The 16,948-nt window shown below is 47.0% G+C and carries 6 protein-coding genes; all 6 read left to right on the top strand.

All coding sequences use genetic code 11. The features are described from left to right. The 6 genes from QUA77_RS15455 to QUA77_RS15430 all read left to right on the top strand — a co-directional run bounded on the left by QUA77_RS15455 (position 1) and on the right by QUA77_RS15430 (position 16,726). The gene (locus tag QUA77_RS15455) at positions 1-3,276 is read left to right on the top strand and encodes an amino acid adenylation domain-containing protein (protein WP_333450992.1); all 3,276 of its coding nucleotides are present in this window, start codon (positions 1-3) and stop codon (positions 3,274-3,276) included. A 99-nt stretch (positions 3,277-3,375) separates the two neighbouring features. Further along, positions 3,376-5,064 carry a pyridoxal-dependent aspartate 1-decarboxylase PanP gene (gene panP, locus QUA77_RS15450; RefSeq protein ID WP_333450990.1) on the top strand — a complete coding sequence of 563 codons (1,689 nt, stop codon included), beginning with the start codon at positions 3,376-3,378 and terminating at the stop codon, positions 5,062-5,064. Next, entirely contained in the window at positions 5,051-6,601 is a 1,551-nt protein-coding gene (locus QUA77_RS15445; RefSeq protein WP_333450988.1) for a condensation domain-containing protein, read from the top strand. Before panP ends, QUA77_RS15445 begins: the two co-directional genes overlap by 14 nt. 60 nt (positions 6,602-6,661) lie before the next feature. After that, positions 6,662-7,711 carry a TauD/TfdA family dioxygenase gene (locus tag QUA77_RS15440; RefSeq protein WP_333450986.1) on the top strand — a complete coding sequence of 350 codons (1,050 nt, stop codon included), beginning with the start codon at positions 6,662-6,664 and terminating at the stop codon, positions 7,709-7,711. A 22-nt stretch (positions 7,712-7,733) separates the two neighbouring features. Beyond that, positions 7,734-10,973: an amino acid adenylation domain-containing protein gene (locus tag QUA77_RS15435; protein ID WP_333450984.1), complete on the top strand. Its 3,240-nt coding sequence runs from the start codon at positions 7,734-7,736 to the stop codon at positions 10,971-10,973. After that, positions 10,970-16,726: an amino acid adenylation domain-containing protein gene (locus QUA77_RS15430; protein WP_333450983.1), complete on the top strand. Its 5,757-nt coding sequence runs from the start codon at positions 10,970-10,972 to the stop codon at positions 16,724-16,726. Before QUA77_RS15435 ends, QUA77_RS15430 begins: the two co-directional genes overlap by 4 nt. Positions 16,727-16,948 lie beyond the last annotated feature (222 nt).

Below are 16,948 nucleotides of genomic sequence, written 5' to 3'. Positions count from 1 at the left end.
ATGACCAAAGGCAATATCGAAGATTTTTATCCCCTCTCCCCAGCGCAGCAGGGCATTCTCTTTCATTCCCTTTACCAGGCAGAATCGGGCGTATATTTCGGGCAACTGCTGTGCGTCTTACGCGGCGATCTCAATGTTTCTGCGTTGAGAAATAGTTGGCAAAAAGTTGTAGAACGGCATCCCATTTTGCGGACTTGTTTCGTGTGGGAAAAATTGAAAGAACCCGTGCAAGCGGTGCGCAAGCAGGCTGCATTATCTTGGCAGCAGATGGACTGGCGCTCGCTCTCGGCTTCCGCACAAAAACAGCAGCTAGAAACGTTCCTAAAAGCCGATCGCGAGCAGGGCTTTGACTTGACATCAGCTCCCTTAATTCGCATTGCACTGGCGCAGTTAGAAACAGATACTTTTCAGTTTATTTTGAGCCACCACCACTTAGTTTTAGATGGGTGGTCGCTGGCGATCGTTCTTGAGGAAGTTTTTGCATTTTATCAAGCCTTCTCTCAGGGCGAGGAATTGCACCTCAAACGCCCTCGCCCTTATCGGGATTACATCGCGTGGCTGCACCAGCAAGATTTATCTGCCGCTGAGTCATTTTGGCGGCAAACTCTCAAAGGTTTTGCAGCTCCAACTGCGATCGCCCGGGGCAATATTGTCGCGGGAAACCGTTTAGAAAGTAGTGGCGAACAGCAGGTGATATTTTCTGCAACAGCCACCGCCGCACTGCAATTCTTAGCGCGGCAGCATCAGCTAACATTAAATACCCTCGTACAGGCAGCTTGGGCGCTACTTTTGAGCCGATACAGCGGCGAGGGAGATGTGGTTTTTGGTACGGTTGTCTCCGGGCGACCGCCAGAGTTAATGGGTGCTGAATCGGTAGTAGGGCTATTCGTAAATCCTCTGCCAGTGCGCGTAAAATTTGACCCACAGGATTCTATTTTATCCTGCTTGAAAGAACTCCAAGCGCAACAAGTTGAGGCGCGGCAGTATGAGTACAGCCCCCTGGTTGAGGTGCAGGGGTGGAGCGAAGTTCCTCGGAGTTTACCTCTATTTGAGAGTTTTGTCGTTTTTGAAAATTATCCTTCGGATGCTTCTTTGCAGGAGAAGATTCACAACTTAAAAGTAGAGAATATTCGCTCCTTGGAAACAACGAATTATCCTCTAACGGTGATGGCGATGCCTGGTGCGGAATTGACGCTGAAAATTATTTTCGATCGCAGCCACTTTGACGACAGCGCGATCGCACGAATGCTCAAACACCTGCAAACTTTATTGGAAGGAATGGCGGCCAATCCTCACCAAAAACTATCCAATTTATCCCTATTGAGCGCCGCCGAACGCCAGCAAATACTTGTCCAGTGGAACGACACCCAAGGGGAGTATCCCAAAAATTCCTCAATTCACGAATTATTTGCAGCGCAAACAGAACGAACCCCAGATGCAGTGGCTGCAATTTGCGAAAATGAACAATTGACTTACCGCGAATTGAATGCCAAAGCCAACCAAATCGCGCATTACCTGCAATTTATCGGTGTAAAACCCGAAGTTTTGGTGGGAATTTGCTTAGAGCGATCGCTGGAAATGCTGGTAGCCATTTTGGGCATTTTAAAAGTCGGTGCCGCTTACGTTCCTGTCGATCCTGCTTATCCCCAAGAACGCCGATCGTTCATGCTGGCCGACGCAAAAGTTCCGGTGCTTTTGACTCAAAAAAACCTCCTAGAAACCCTCCCCGAACACAGCGCTAAAGTCGTCTGTATCGACGCTGAATGGCAAGAAATTTCCCGCCAGAGCGATCGCAACCCCGCTGTTAAAGTGGAAGCCGATCACCTCGCTTACGTCCTCTACACTTCCGGCTCGACAGGCACTCCCAAAGGCGTACTCGGCACCCACCGAGGCACAGTCAATCGCTGTTTTTGGAACCCCTACCCTTTTATCATCGAAGAAGATATTTGCTGTCAAAAAACGTCCTTAAATTTTGTCGATTCGGTTTGGGAAATCTTTGCTCCTTTGCTGCATGGGTTGCCCACTGTGATTATTCCCGATCGAGCCGTCAAAGATATTAACCAATTCCTTCAAACCTTATCAAAGCAAAATGTAACGCGACTGGTGCTAGTTCCTTCTTTGTTGCGCGCTATCTTAGATTCCTTCCCTGATTTAGACAGGCGTTTGCCTCAATTAAAATATTGGATTTGCAGCGGAGAAACTCTGCCGGTGGAACTTTGCCAGCAATTTCGAGAGCAGATGCCCCAGCGGGTATTAATCAATCTTTATGGCTCTTCTGAAGTAGCTGCTGACGTGACGTGGTACGATGCAACTCACTGTGTCGAGAAAGTTCCAATCGGTCGCCCGATCGCCAACACGCAAATTTACCTGCTCGATCGCAATTTGCAACCCGTTCCCATAGGAATTCCCGGCGAGATTTACGTCGGCGGCGATGGATTGGCACAGGGCTACTTAAACCGCCCAGACTTAACCTCGGAGAAATTCATTTCTAACCCGTTTGGGCAAGAAAAATTACATTTTCTCGGTAATTCTCATCAAAAAGTTTTCTTCAAAACAGGCGATATCGGTTGTTACCTGCCGGATGGTAATATAGAATTTCTGGGTCGTGGCGATTGCCAAGTAAAAATTCGCGGTTTCCGCATCGAACTAGGAGAAATAGAGGCAGCACTTTCTCAACATTCTTCTGTGTCCACTGCTGCTGTTTTGCTTCAGGAAAACACACCAGGTAGTCAACGCCTAGTCGCTTACCTAGTTCCTAACTCAGGGTTCAGAAATCCGCACCCAGAAGTTATTTCCGAATTGCGTTCATTCTTGAAGCACAAACTGCCCGATTACATGGTGCCTTCAGCTTTTGTGCTATTAGATGCGCTGCCATTAACGCCCAACGGAAAAATTGACCGCCTCGCCTTATCTCAAAGGTGCGATTATGTTTCTGATGAAACAGCCTTCACTGAGCCACAAACGCCCACAGAGAAAGAAATTGCTGAGATTTGGACGGCTCTTTTAGGGCTAGAAAAAGTAGGAACAAACCAAAACTTTTTTGACCTCGGCGGTCACTCTCTGATGGCAACACAGTTAATATCGCGAGTGCGATCGTGCTTTGGGATAGAGTTAGCGCTGTGCGATTTTTTTGCCGCTCCCACCATTGAGAATTTAGCTGAACTAATCGAGGAAGAAATTCTGGCAAACGCCGATTCTAACCAGATAGATAAATTGCTCGATCTCTTAGAAAAGAGTGATGGAGAGTCAGCACAAACTGTGATGCTGACTGAGTAAATATCGGGTTGGCGAAAAAAAACAAAAATCCCTTTTCTCTTTAAGGCTTCGGTGGGGAATAGGAGATTTTAAAAGCCCATTTAACAGGATGAACTCGGGATGAATAAACTAACAGTAAAAACCAAAGAGTCTCAAGACGTAATGGAGCCATTAAAAGCCTCTGTTACCCCACTTGAAGAAAAGTTAATGGAGCTATTCAGTGCCTCAGAAAAGTCCTTTTTGGCAGAAGAAGCAATGGAGGAGCGAATTTCTGCCCTAGTTCAAGACTTTTTGTACGCAAAAACCGCTAGTACAGATATTGACTTAGAGTTAATTATTCAGGAGTTTAGGGAAAACAAAATTCCCGCCCTTCCTACAGATATTGGCAATTATATCGATGATTTGACCCAAACCCTCGTTGCCCATTCCATTCACACATCTTCTCCCCGATATATCGGTCACATGACTAGCGCACTTCCCTATTTTGTGCGCCCGATCGCGAAGCTTTTAACCGCGATGAATCAAAATTTAGTCAAGATGGAAACTGCCAAAGTTTTAAGCCCGTGCGAGCGCCAGACTTTGGCAATGATGCACCGATTAATTTACGATTTTTCTGAGGATTTTTATAATCAGCACATTCAAAAAAGTGACAGCACGCTCGGTATCATGACAACGGGTGGCACCCTAGCTAATATTACAGCTTTGTGGTGCGCTCGCAACGCTTCTTTAGGGCCAAAAAATAACTTTAGTGGCATTGAAAAAGAAGGGTTGTACGCCGCTTTAGAGTTTTACGGCTACAAGGGAATGGTGATAATCGGCTCGAGTTTGATGCACTATTCTTTTGAAAAGGCTGCCGGTTTATTAGGCATTGGCGATCGCAATCTCCTAAAAATTCCCACCGATTCCAATCACCGCATGGATTTGGCAGCGCTGCGCCAAACTGTGGCCGAATGTCGCGATCGCAATCTGCACATTCTGGCAATTATCGGTATTGGAGGCAGCACCGATTCGGGAAGTATCGATCCGCTTCCAGAAATAGCGGCGATCGCGCAAGAAGCAAACGCTCACTTTCACGTCGATGCAGCTTGGGGCGGCCCCGTGCTTTTTTCCGAACGTCATCGGCACAAATTCGCAGGCATTGAACTAGCAGATTCCGTCACCATAGATGGACACAAACAAATGTATTTGCCAATGGGAATCGGTCTGGTTTTATTCCGCAATCCCCAAACCGCCAAAGTTATTGAAAAACACGCACCCTACACGGTGCGAAAAGACTCCATCGATCTAGGCAAGCGCTCTCTCGAAGGCTCTCGACCAGGTGCGAGTTTGTTCTTGCAAGCCGCCTTGAATATCATCGGCCATCAAGGCTATGAGTTTTTGATAGATGCAGGCATCCATAAAACGCAGCACTTGGCCAATTTAATTCGGGAAAATCCAGCATTTGAATTGCTGCTAGAACCAGAAATTAATATTCTTTTATACCGCTACATTCCAGAAAAATTCGGGGAAAAAGCAGCCAAAAAACAACTCACCGAAGCAGACAACCACTTCATCAATCAATTTAACGAGCGCCTTCAGGAGGCCCAGCGGCGAGCCGGTTACACCTTCGTATCGCGAACAACCTTGCAAAACACCTGTTATGGCAAAACCATTCCCATTGTTGCTTTTCGAGTTGTCCTTGCCAACCCCCTTACTACTGAAGCAGATATCAACGTTGTTTTAAACGACCAGCTAAAAATAGCAGCAAAGCTTTCCTTAACTATTACAAACAGCGACCACTGCGAGGAGGTGAATTATGATGTCTACTAATCGTTCAGAACGGCTGAAAAACCTCTCGCCCCAGAAGCGAGCACTCCTCCTCAAAGCATTGGGCAAAGAGGCAGTACAGGCTGAGCACTCTAAGCGCATTCCCAGGCGATCGCAGCAAAATTCTGCCCCCCTTTCTTTTGCCCAGCAACGGCTGTGGTTTCTCGATCGATTGTCTCCCGAAAACCCTGCCTACAACCTTCCTGCTGCTGTGCGTTTGCAAGGACAATTGAATTTGTCAGCACTGCAACAAACACTCAATGAAATTGTCAGGCGTCACGAAGTTTTACGGACTGCTTTTGCAGAAGTGGACGGGGAGCCTGTTCAACTGATTTCTCCTTCCTTGGATTTCGCTTTGTCGGTGGTAAACTTGCAACATTTACCCGAAACAGAGCAGCAAGCTGAAATTGAGCAGCGTACTCTTGAAGAAGCCCAACGCCCTTTTGACTTAACGCGATCGCCCTTACTGCGGGCCACTCTGCTGCAACTTAGTCCGGCAGAATATGTGTTGCTGCTGACGATACACCACATTATTTCTGATGGTTGGTCTATGGGAGTATTGGTGCGAGAAGTAGCCGCACTTTATGAAGCTTTTTCCACTGACAAACCCTCTGGGCTGCCTGAACTTCCCGTGCAGTATGCCGACTTCGCCAGTTGGCAGCGGCAGCATTTCCAGGGAGAGAAATTAGAAAAACAGCTCGCTTATTGGAAACAGCAATTGGGAGGCGGTTTAGCTGTACTGTCAACAGATAAGCAGCGCTCTCCCGTGCAAACTTTCCGAGGGTCGCAGCAATCTTTTGTTATTTCTGCTTCTTTAGCTGAAAGGCTGAAAACGCTCGCCCAGCAACAAGATGTCACCCTATTTATGACGTTGTTGGCAGCATTTCAATCCTTGCTATCTTGCCAAATAAAGCAGGACAACCTCGCTATTGGCTCTCCAATTGCCAATCGCAACCGCATTGAATTAGAGGAACTGATTGGATTTTTTGTCAATACTTTAGTGCTGCGAATTGACACCGCAGGTAATCCAACTTTCCGCGAACTACTCGGTCGAACACGCGAGGTAGCGTTAGCAGCTTACGCTCATCCCGATGTCCCTTTTGAAAAGCTCGTGGAGGAATTGCAGCCGGAGCGAAATCTCAGCTATAACCCGTTGTTTCAAGTGTGGTTTGTACTCCAGAATGCACCCATGCCACCCCTGGAGTTAGCTGGTTTGACCTTGAGCGTTCTGGAATTTGATGTCGGTATGTCGAGACACGACTTAAGCCTCACTCTCTGGGAGGTTTCAGAAGGAATTCAAGGCTTATTTGACTACAAAACAGACTTATTTGAGCCTGCGACCATTGCCCGAATGGTGAGAGGTTTTCAAATCCTCCTCAACCAGGTAGTCATCCAGCCAGATATCAGGATCGACGACTTGGCAGAAATTCTTGCCGAAGCAGAAAGGCAGCACCAAATCGAGCAGCAAAAACAAATTCATCTTTCGGGAATTCAAAAATTAAAAATGGCTAAACGCAAAGTTATGAAAAGTTTAAAATGATGGATCAATCTCTCATAATTTTACTGGAAAAAGAGATAAATTATCACCAAGGCAAAAACAATGACGAATACAGAAACAAAGAATTTCAATTCCCAAAAGTTAGGCTCAGTTAGGCGCAAAGCCGTCAGCCTCTCCTCAGAGGAATTAGTCAAAACCGCCTACCTCCAGCCCGAAAACCTTCTACCTCTAGTTGTTCAGCCAACAGTAGAAAAATTAAATCTCGCAGGTTGGGCACAGAACAATCGCTCATCAATTGAAACGCAGTTATGGAAGCATGGAGGAATACTTTTTCGAGGCTTTGAAGTCGGCGGGGTGAATGGTTTCGAGCAGTTTATTCAAACTCTTGCTGGCGACTTGTTGGAATATTCTTTTCGCTCGACTCCGCGCAGTCAGGTGAGCGGAAATATCTACACTTCCACCGAGTATCCTGCCGAGCAATTCATCCCCCTGCACAATGAAATGGCTTATTCTCGAAATTGGCCGCTGAAAATCGCTTTTTTCTGCGTCAAGAAAGCCGAACAGGGAGGAGAAACTCCGATTGCTAACAGCCGCAAAGTGTTTGAAAGCCTGGATTCAAAGATTAGAGAAAAGTTTGCCCAAAAACAGGTTATGTATGTGCGAAATTACGGCGGTGGCGTAGATTTACCCTGGCAAAATGTCTTTAATACTAATAGCAAAATTGAGGTAGAAGAGTATTGCAAAAAAGCGGGGATTGAGTTAGAATGGAAAAGTGGCGATCGCTTAAGAACTCGGCAAATATGTCAAGCCGTCGCCCAGCACCCAAAAACTCAGGAAATGGTGTGGTTTAATCAAGCTCACCTCTTCCACATTTCCAATCTCGAACCCGCCGTTCGCAAAGAGCTTTTAACTTCTTTTAAACAGGAAGATTTACCCCGCAATGCTTATTACGGCGATGGCTCGCCCCTTGAAGATTTTATATTAGACGAAATTCGTCGCTGCTACCAGCAAGAAACGATTGTTTTCCCTTGGGAAGAAGGAGATGTATTGCTGTTAGATAATATGCTAGCCGCGCACGGACGCACGCCATTTTCAGGTTCGCGTCGGGTTGTTGTCGGTATGGCAGAAGCGTTTACCTGTCAAGATATTTAGGCTTATTAAAGGAACTTTAGAAATGCAAAACGAAACAATCGAAGGGTTTAGAATCTCTCCACAGCAACGGCATTTGTGGGGGTTACAGCAAAATAAAAGCCAACAGACTTATCGCGTTAGAGGTGCAATTTTAATTACCGGAAATCTCGACAAAGAGATGCTTAAAAGTGCGCTCCAAAATGTCGTGAATCGGCACGAAATCCTGCGTACCAGCTTTCACTGCTTTTCTGGGATGACACTACCCCTGCAAGCGATCGCCAGCACTGGTGAAGTTCCTATCTCGGAACACAATCTCAGCGGTTTATCTCCCGAAGAACAAGAAGCTAAAATCGCAGCGCTTTTTCAGCAACTAAACCTGCTTCCTTTTGATTTTGAGCGCGGCTCACTTTGGCACATCTCTTTAGTCACTCTGGCCCAAGACAAGCACCTATTGCTGGCGAACTTCTCTGCCTTAATTGCAGATAGTGCCACCCTGAAAAATTTCACCCGCGAACTCAGTCTTTCCTACTCAGCCTATACGTGCCAAGAAGAACCAGCCGATGAGCTAATGCAATATGCCGATATTGCTGAGTGGCAAAATGAGTTACTCGAATCAGAAGAAACGGCAATCGGCCAAGAATACTGGCGAAAGCTGAACATTGAATCTTGGGATTTATTAACGCTTCCTTGGGAAAAGAAGAATGGAGAAGCGGAATTTCAGCCACAAGTAGAAAGGGTGGAAATTCGGGGTGATTTGTTAAACAGCCTGGAAGCGATCGCCCCAAAGCACAAAAGCGATATTTCTGCCTTCCTGCTGACTTGCTGGCAAATTCTCATTTGGCGGCTTACCAGAGAACCAAACCCGATAATCGGCGTAGCGATTGACGGTCGAAAATATGAAGAATTAGAACACTCTCTGGGGCTGCTGTGCAAATACTTACCCCTACGATGCCCAGTGCAAGACGAGTTAAATTTCTCACAAGCGAGGCAGCAAGTTGAGCTTAATCTCAACGAGATGTACAACTGGCAAGAATATTTTAGCTGGGAAGAAATCTTAGAAAAAGAAAAAAGCAGCAGCTTTTGGCCCGTCTGCTTTGAGTTTCAAGGAGAGCCTAAGAACTATGATAATTCAGACGTTTCATTTTCCCTTGTTCGGCAAGATGCCTGCTTAGAGCCATTCAAACTCAAGCTCTCCTGCCTTCGCCTGTGCAATTCCATAAGCGCTGAATTTCACTACGATTCCGCTTTATTTGCTGCGGGAGATATAAAGCGTTTGTCAGAACACTTTCAGGCGCTCTTAGAAAGCGTAGTCAAAAATCCCGAAGTCGCTATCAGTCAGGTAGACATACTGAGCGATCGCGATCGTCGGCAACTTCTCATTGACTTTAACCAAACTCAAAAAGATTACCCGAAAAATAAATGCGTTCATCAGCTTTTTGAAGAACAAGCAGAACGCAACCCAGACAGCATTGCCGTCGTCTTTGAAAGTGAACAAATCACCTACCGAGAACTCAACGATCGCGCCAATCAACTCGCCCATCACCTGCAAAACTTGGGAGTTGAACCAGAGGTCTTTGTTGGCATTTGCCTCGATCGCTCCTTAGAAACAATCCTAGGAATGCTGGGCGTACTCAAAGCCGGTGGCGCCTATTTACCCATCGATCCAACGACCCCAATAGAGCGCAAAGCGCTAATCCTAGAAGATGCTCAGGTAAAGGTTTTGCTCGTACAAGAGCGGCTCATCGAAAGCTTACCGAAAACTCAGGCAAATATTGTTTGCATCGATACAGAAATTCCCACTGTTTCTGCATCTTACACCGCTCGCGCCTCTTCAGACAATTTAGCTTACCTCATCTATACTTCCGGTTCCACTGGCATCCCCAAAGGAGTCGCGATCGAACACCGACAACTGCTCAATTACCTGCACAGCATTCAGGAAAAATTAAACCTACCAGCCGATGCCAGTTTTGCTACCGTTTCCACCTTCGCCGCCGACTTAGGAAACACAGCGATTTTCCCCGCCCTTTGTTTCGGCGGTTGCCTGCATATTATCTCCCAAGAACGCGCCACCGATCCAGAGGCACTGGGTGAATATTTCAGCAGCAATCCCATCGACTGCCTCAAAATAGTTCCCTCTCACCTAGCCGCCCTTTTAAATTCCTCTCAACCCAAGTCAGTTTTGCCTGGTAAACGGCTTATTTTAGGAGGTGAATCTACCAACTGGAGCTTAATTAAAACACTTCGCAATCTGGCTCCCAGTTGCTCAGTATTCAATCACTACGGACCAACAGAAACAACTGTAGGTGTCCTGACTTATCAAGTCGAATTTGATAAAATAGGGTGCGATTTTGACACAGTTCCACTCGGTCTTCCGATTGCCAACACTCAGATTTATATCTTGGATTCTTACTTGCAGCCGGTGCCGATAGGCGTATCTGGTGAACTGTACATCGGCGGTGATAATTTGGCGCGCGGATATCTTAACCGCCCTGAATTAACCGCAGAAAAATTTATTCCCAATCCATTTGACACGCAAGCAAAGACGCGACTGTACAAAACCGGCGACTTGGCTCGCTATTTGCCAGACGGAAACATCGAATTTATCGGGCGAATTGACGACCAAGTAAAAATTCGCGGTTTCCGCATTGAATTGGGAGAAATTGAGGCGGTGCTGGGGCAACATCCAGATATCGCGCAGGCTGTAGTTGTGGCGCGGGAAGACGAGATGGCACAAAAGCGCCTCGTGGCTTATTTGATTTCCGAGCAGAAACAAGCACCTACCCACAAGGAAATTCGCAATTTTTTAACGTCAAAATTGCCGGAGTACATGGTGCCTTCTGCTTTTGCGACCCTCAAAAGTTTGCCTTTAACTTCTAACGGAAAAGTAGACCGACGAGCACTGCCCGCACCTGACGAAATGCGACCGGAGTTGACAGAAAACTTTGTCGCGCCTCGCACAAATATCGAGGAAGTTTTAGCCGCTATCTGGGCGGAAGTTCTCAAAATTGAAAAAGTCGGCATTTACGACAACTTTTTTGAATTAGGAGGGCATTCCCTATTAGCAACTCAAGTAATTTCTAGAGTGCGCCAAGCATTTCAGGTAGAGTTGCCTTTGCACCGTTTATTTGAGTCGGCTACTGTCGCCGATTTTGCAGTAGCGATCGCGCAAAAGCAAGCCGAACAAACAGACAGTGAAATGCTAGCGAGGGTGTTAGCAGACCTCGATCAACTCTCAGAAGCACAAATTCAGGAAATTCTCGCCCAGCAAGGAGTCAGCAAATGAGTGATTTAATCGAACGCATCGCGGCTCTTTCTCCCCAAAAACGCGAGTTGCTGTTGCAGCGGCTCAACCATAAAAAAGAAAGCGTTTCGCTAGAAAAAATTCTGCCTCAAAGTCGAGAGTCTAACACTTTTCCTCTGTCCTTTGCTCAACAGCGGTTGTGGTTTTTTGAGCAGCTAACTCCAGGCAACTTTACCTATCACATCGTCGCCGGCGTGCGTTTGACGGGAACACTCGACGCGAGAGCCCTCGATCGCAGTCTCAACGAACTTGTCAAGCGTCATGAAGTTTTGCGAACGGCTTTTAAGACAATAAACGGGCAACCCGTTCAGGCGATCGCTTCCAATCTGGAATTGAAAATTTTAGAAAGAGATTTGCGATCGCTTCCTGAAACTGAACGATCTCGCGAAGTTGAACGGTTAATCGCCGCAGAAGCAAAACTTGCTTTCGACCTGTCACAAGCACCCTTATTGCGTGCCAAATTGCTGCACTTGAGCGATTCAAACTGGGTGCTGCTATTGAGTACGCACCACATCATTTTCGATGGCTGGTCAATGGGAATATTCATCCAGGAACTCGCCACGTTTTATCAAGCCTTTTGCACTGGCAAACCTTCTCCCCTTCCCGAACAGTCGGTACAGTACGCAGACTTTGCAAGTTGGCAGCGCGAGTGGTTGCAGGGAGAAGTTTTAGAGACGCAGCTTGCTTACTGGAAAAAACAGCTCGGAGGCAATCTCCCCGTACTAAATTTGCCAACCGATCGCCCCCGCTCGGCAGTACAAACCTTCCGAGGTGCCGTGCATAAATTCACCATTCCCAAGGCGATCGCAGAGGAAATCGCCCAATTAAGCCAGCGGGAAAAAGCTACTTTATTTATGACCCTGCTGGCAGCGTTTAAAACGTTGCTCTATCGCTACACCGGGCAAGAAGATATTTTAGTCGGCTCCCCCATTGCTAACCGCAACCGACGCGAAATCGAGGAAGTAATTGGCTTATTTGCTAACACCTTAGTTTTCCGCACCAATCTGTCGAGCAACCCGACTTTTAAAGAGTTACTAGCCCGCGTGCGAGAAGTAGCTCTCGGCGCCTACAACCACCAGGATTTGCCCTTCGAGAAACTGGTAGAAATCATACACCACGAACGAGATTTAAGTCATAATCCGCTATTTCAGGTATTGTTTTCTCTGCGAAATGTTCGGACGCCGCAGATAAAATTGCCAGGAGTGACGTTGAGCAGTTTGGAAATAGAACGGAACACGGCGAGATTTGATTTAGCGCTTGACCTGGAGGAAGGATTAGAGGGCATTAATGGAACGCTTGAGTATAGCCAAGATTTGTTTGACGCTAGCACAGCACGGCGGATAGCCGGACATTTTCTAACCTTACTAGAAAGTATAGCTGCCAATCCCGAACAGCGCATTTCAAATTTGCAAATTTTGACGAAACCTGAACAGCAGCAACTGCTGTTTGAGTGGAACAATACTCAATTGGAAATTCCGAAAAATCAGTGCGTACACGAATTATTTGAAGCGCAAGCAGAGCGGACGCCGGATGCGATCGCTGTCGTCTTTCAAAATGAATATCTGACTTACCGGGAACTGAACAAAAAAGCAAATAACCTCGCAAGTTACTTGCAAAAAATCGGTGTCAACCCAGAAGTTTTGGTGGGAATTTATGTCGAGCGTTCCCTAGAAATGATGGTAGGGCTTCTCGGCATTCTCAAAGCTGGTGGCGCTTACGTTCCCCTCGATCCAGCGTATCCACCAGATCGCCTTGCATTCATGCTGGAAGACGCGAAAATTTCAGTGTTACTCACTCAGAAAAAGCAATTAGAAACGCTGCCAAAAAATAGCGCCTCCATCGTGTTTTTGGATGCAGATTGGGAAGGCATATCGAGCTGCGACGAGCCAGTCGTGGGTTTACAAAATTCCTCCAATTTAGCCTATGTCATCTATACTTCAGGCTCAACAGGTAAACCCAAAGGAGTGCAAATTTCCCACGCCTCTGCCGTTAACTTATTGAGTTCTATGCGCCAACAACTCGCGATCGCAGACCGAGATGTTTGGCTAGCAGTAACATCCTTATCTTTTGACATTGCAGCGCTGGAACTGTTCCTGCCTATTACAACAGGTTCTCGCGTTGTTGTAGCCAGCCGAGAAGTGGCATCAAACGGGGAAAAGCTTTTAGAAACATTAACAAATTCTGGCGCGACAGTCATGCAAGCTACTCCAGCCAGTTGGAAAATGCTTTTAGCTGCAGGATGGCAGGGAAACAATCAATTAAAAATACTGTGCGGGGGAGAACCTTTACCCCGACAGATCGCCAATCAGTTGCTTTTGCGCGGCGCTTCTGTGTGGAATTTATACGGCCCTACAGAAACCACTATCTGGTCTACTCTCTATCAGGTTGATTGCAAATATGAATCAGTTTCCATCGGTCGCCCGATTGCTAACACTCAAATTTTCATCTTAGACCGCTATTTAATGCCGGTTCCCGTTGGCGTATTTGGCGAACTGCACATCGGCGGTGCCGGCTTATCTAGAGGCTACCTAAACCGACCGGAACTGACAGCAGAGAAGTTTATTCCTAACCCCTTTGCAGAGGACGGAATTCATGCTTCATTCATCCTTCATCCTTCATCGTTTATTCTTTCAGAACGCCTCTATAAAACCGGGGACTTGGCTCGCTATCTCCCAGATGGAAACATTGAATTTATCGGGCGCAGCGACCACCAGGTGAAAGTTCGCGGATTTCGCATCGAATTAGGCGAAATTGAAGCGGTACTCAGCCAATACCCAGCCGTGCGAGAAGCGATCGCACTGGTTCGAGAGGACAATCCGGGCGACAAGCGTTTAGTAGCTTATATCGTTGCTAAATCAGAACTCCGGGGCGGACAGGGGGACACCGATCCTACGCATTCAGAATTTATTAATCACTTGCGCGTCTTTCTCAAACAAAAACTGCCGCAGTACATGATGCCGTCAGCGTTTGTGCTGCTGGAAGCAATGCCTTTAACGCCTAACGGAAAAATCGATCGGCGATCGCTACCTGCACCTAACACAAACACAGCAGAATTCGAGAATAATTTTACAGGCCCTCGAACTCCCGACGAGCAATTAACAGCAGAAATTTGGGCGGAAGTTCTCGGTTTAGAGCGAGTGGGAATTCACGATAACTTCTTTGAATTGGGAGGTCATTCATTGCTGGCTACTCAGGCAATTTCTCGCCTGCGAGAAGCTTTTCAAGTTGAAGTGCCCTTGCGCTCTCTTTTTGAATCCCCTACCGTCGCAACTGTCACCGAAAGCCTCTTGCAATATCGCGCCGAGCGAAAACTGAAAGCACCCCCCATCAATCGGGCGTCAAGGCAGGGAGGATTGCCCCTTTCTTTTGCACAACAACGGCTGTGGTTTCTCGACCAATTGCAGCCGGGGAATCCTGCCTATAATATCCCAGCAGCCGTGCGCTTGCAGGGGGCGCTCAATGTAGCGGTTCTAGAGCAAACTTTTCAGGAGATTATCAAGCGACACGAAGCATTGCGGACAACTTTTAAATCGGTAGAAGGGCGACCAGCTCAGGTGATTATTTCATCTTTTAATTTCACATTGCCGATCGTAAACTTAAGAGACTTATCGCAAGCTGAACGAGAAGCCGAGGCAATGCGACTCGCCGCTGAAGAAGCGCGACAGCCTTTTGACCTAACAAAATGGCCGTTACTGCGCGTCACATTGTTACATCTTGACGAGACAGAATACCTGCTGTTACTGACAGTACACCACATCGTAGCTGATGGCTGGTCGATGGGGGTACTCGTGCGGGAAGTGGCGGCGCTTTATGAAGCTTTCTGCAGTGGCAAACCTTCTCCCCTACCCGAACTTTCTGTACAGTACGCCGACTATGCTGTTTGGCAAACAAATTGGCTGCAAGGCGAAATTCTCGAAGCAAAACTCGCTGACTGGAAGCAGCAGTTGGGTCAAATTTTGCCCCCGCTGCAATTGCCAGCCAAACAACCGCGTTCTGCTGTTTCTAGCGATCGAGCTGAGATTCAAGAATTCCAGCTTGATTGGCAACTTTCAGAAGCGCTAAACGCACTCAGTCGGCAACAAAATGTCACCTTATTTATGACCTTGTTGGCAGCATTTCAAACGCTGCTTTATCGCTACACAAACCAAGAAGATATTGTAGTCGGTACTGACCTGGCAAACCGCACACAAGTTGAGACTGAAGCTTTAATTGGTTTCTTTGTCAATATCCTCGTCTTGCGAACCGATATGCGCGGCAATCCTACATTTCGCCAACTGCTCGATCGAGTCCGCGAGGTGACATTAAAAGCTTACACTCACCAAGATTTGCCCTTCGACAAACTGGTAGAAGAACTGCGTCCCGATCGCAGCCTGACTCAGACACCGCTCTTTCAAGTTTTATTCGTCATGCAAAATGCGCCTATGCCGAATTTAGAAATGGCGGGTTTAACTTTAATGCCGGTGGCAATTGATAGCGGTACGGCTAAATTTGATTTAGCGCTATTTGTGTCGGAAACAGAGACAGGAATTGTCGGCAGTTGGAAGTATAATTCCGACCTATTTGACAGAGAGACGATCGCTCAAATGTCAAATCGCTTTGAAACCCTCCTCGGCAGCATTGTGGCGCAGCCAGACAGTCGTTTGAACACTTTAGAAATTCTCACAGAAGCCCAGAAGCAGAAACAAGCCATGCAAGAATTAAAGCGTGAAAAAAGCAATTTTAGTAAGTTCAAAAGCGTCAAGCCGAAAGTAGTGGCATTGCCGCAAGGCGAATTGATAAAAACCGAGTACCTGCACCCCGACGAACTCTTTCCTTTAGTGGCAAAACCCGCAGTAGCCGATGTCGATCTCGCAGACTGGGCGAAAAATAACCGCGAATTTATAGACGCAAAATTGCTACAGCATGGAGGGATTCTTTTTCGAGGGTTCATCGGCCCTGTGGTTGCCGCATTCGAGCAGTTTGCACTCTCAATTTGTTCGGAATTATTTGGGGAGTACGGGGATTTGCCACGCGAAGGAGTTAGCGGAAAAGTTTACGGTTCAACTCCTTACCCAGCAGATAAAGCTATCTTATTTCACAGCGAGAGTTCGCACCTGCACCGCTGGCCGATGAAAATCTGGTTTTTCTGCGTTCAGCCAGCGCAACAAGGCGGAGAAACGCCGGTTGTTGACTGCCGTAAAATTTACCAGTTGCTAGACCCGAAACTCAGAGAAAAATTTGCCCAAAAGCAAATTATGTACGTCCGTAACTACACAGACGGACTCGATGTAAGCTGGAAAGATTTTTTCCAAACGGAAGACAAATCCGTGGTTGAGGAATACTGTCGGCAAGCTGGGATGGAATTTGAGTGGACAGCAGGAAATAATTTGAGAACTCGCAAAATTCGCCCCGCAATTGCCAAGCACCCAAAAACCCAAGAGATGGTATTTTTTAACCAACTTCCCTTGCACCACATTTCCTGCTTAGATGCGGCAACCCGCGCTTCCTTGCTCTCTGTTTTTGGAGAAGAGAACCTCCCCCGCAATGTCTATTACGGTGACGGCACTCCTATTGAAGACTCGGTAATGGAAGAAATTCAGGCAGTGTACGCGCAAGCTGCTGTTAGTTTTCCCTGGCAAGCAGGAGACATCTTAATGCTAGATAATATGCTTGCCGCTCACAGTCGCAATCCATTTATCGGTTCGCGAAAAATTGTTGTCGCGATGGGAGAAATGATTCCTGAATCAGGAATTTAATTCCTTCTCATCTCTTCCAGGGCTGTTTCATTCTCTTGTAGGGGCTGCCCCCCGTGGCTGCCCCAATCTCTGAGACACATAGCAAATCGTGAATGGGGAGGGAAACCACGGGGGCACAGCCCTACAAAATCATCGTTTTTCGTAGGGGCAATCCCCCCGTGGTTGCCCCGAAACAGCCCTGATTTCTCCTCTCTTTGAGGCAGAACCGGGTAACGAGAATAA

The organism is Microcoleus sp. K5-D4, assembly GCF_036704575.1.
Classification (GTDB): domain Bacteria; phylum Cyanobacteriota; class Cyanobacteriia; order Cyanobacteriales; family Microcoleaceae; genus Microcoleus.
The sequence above is the reverse complement of the archived record's forward strand: the minus strand, read 5'-3'. Positions and strand labels throughout refer to the sequence as shown.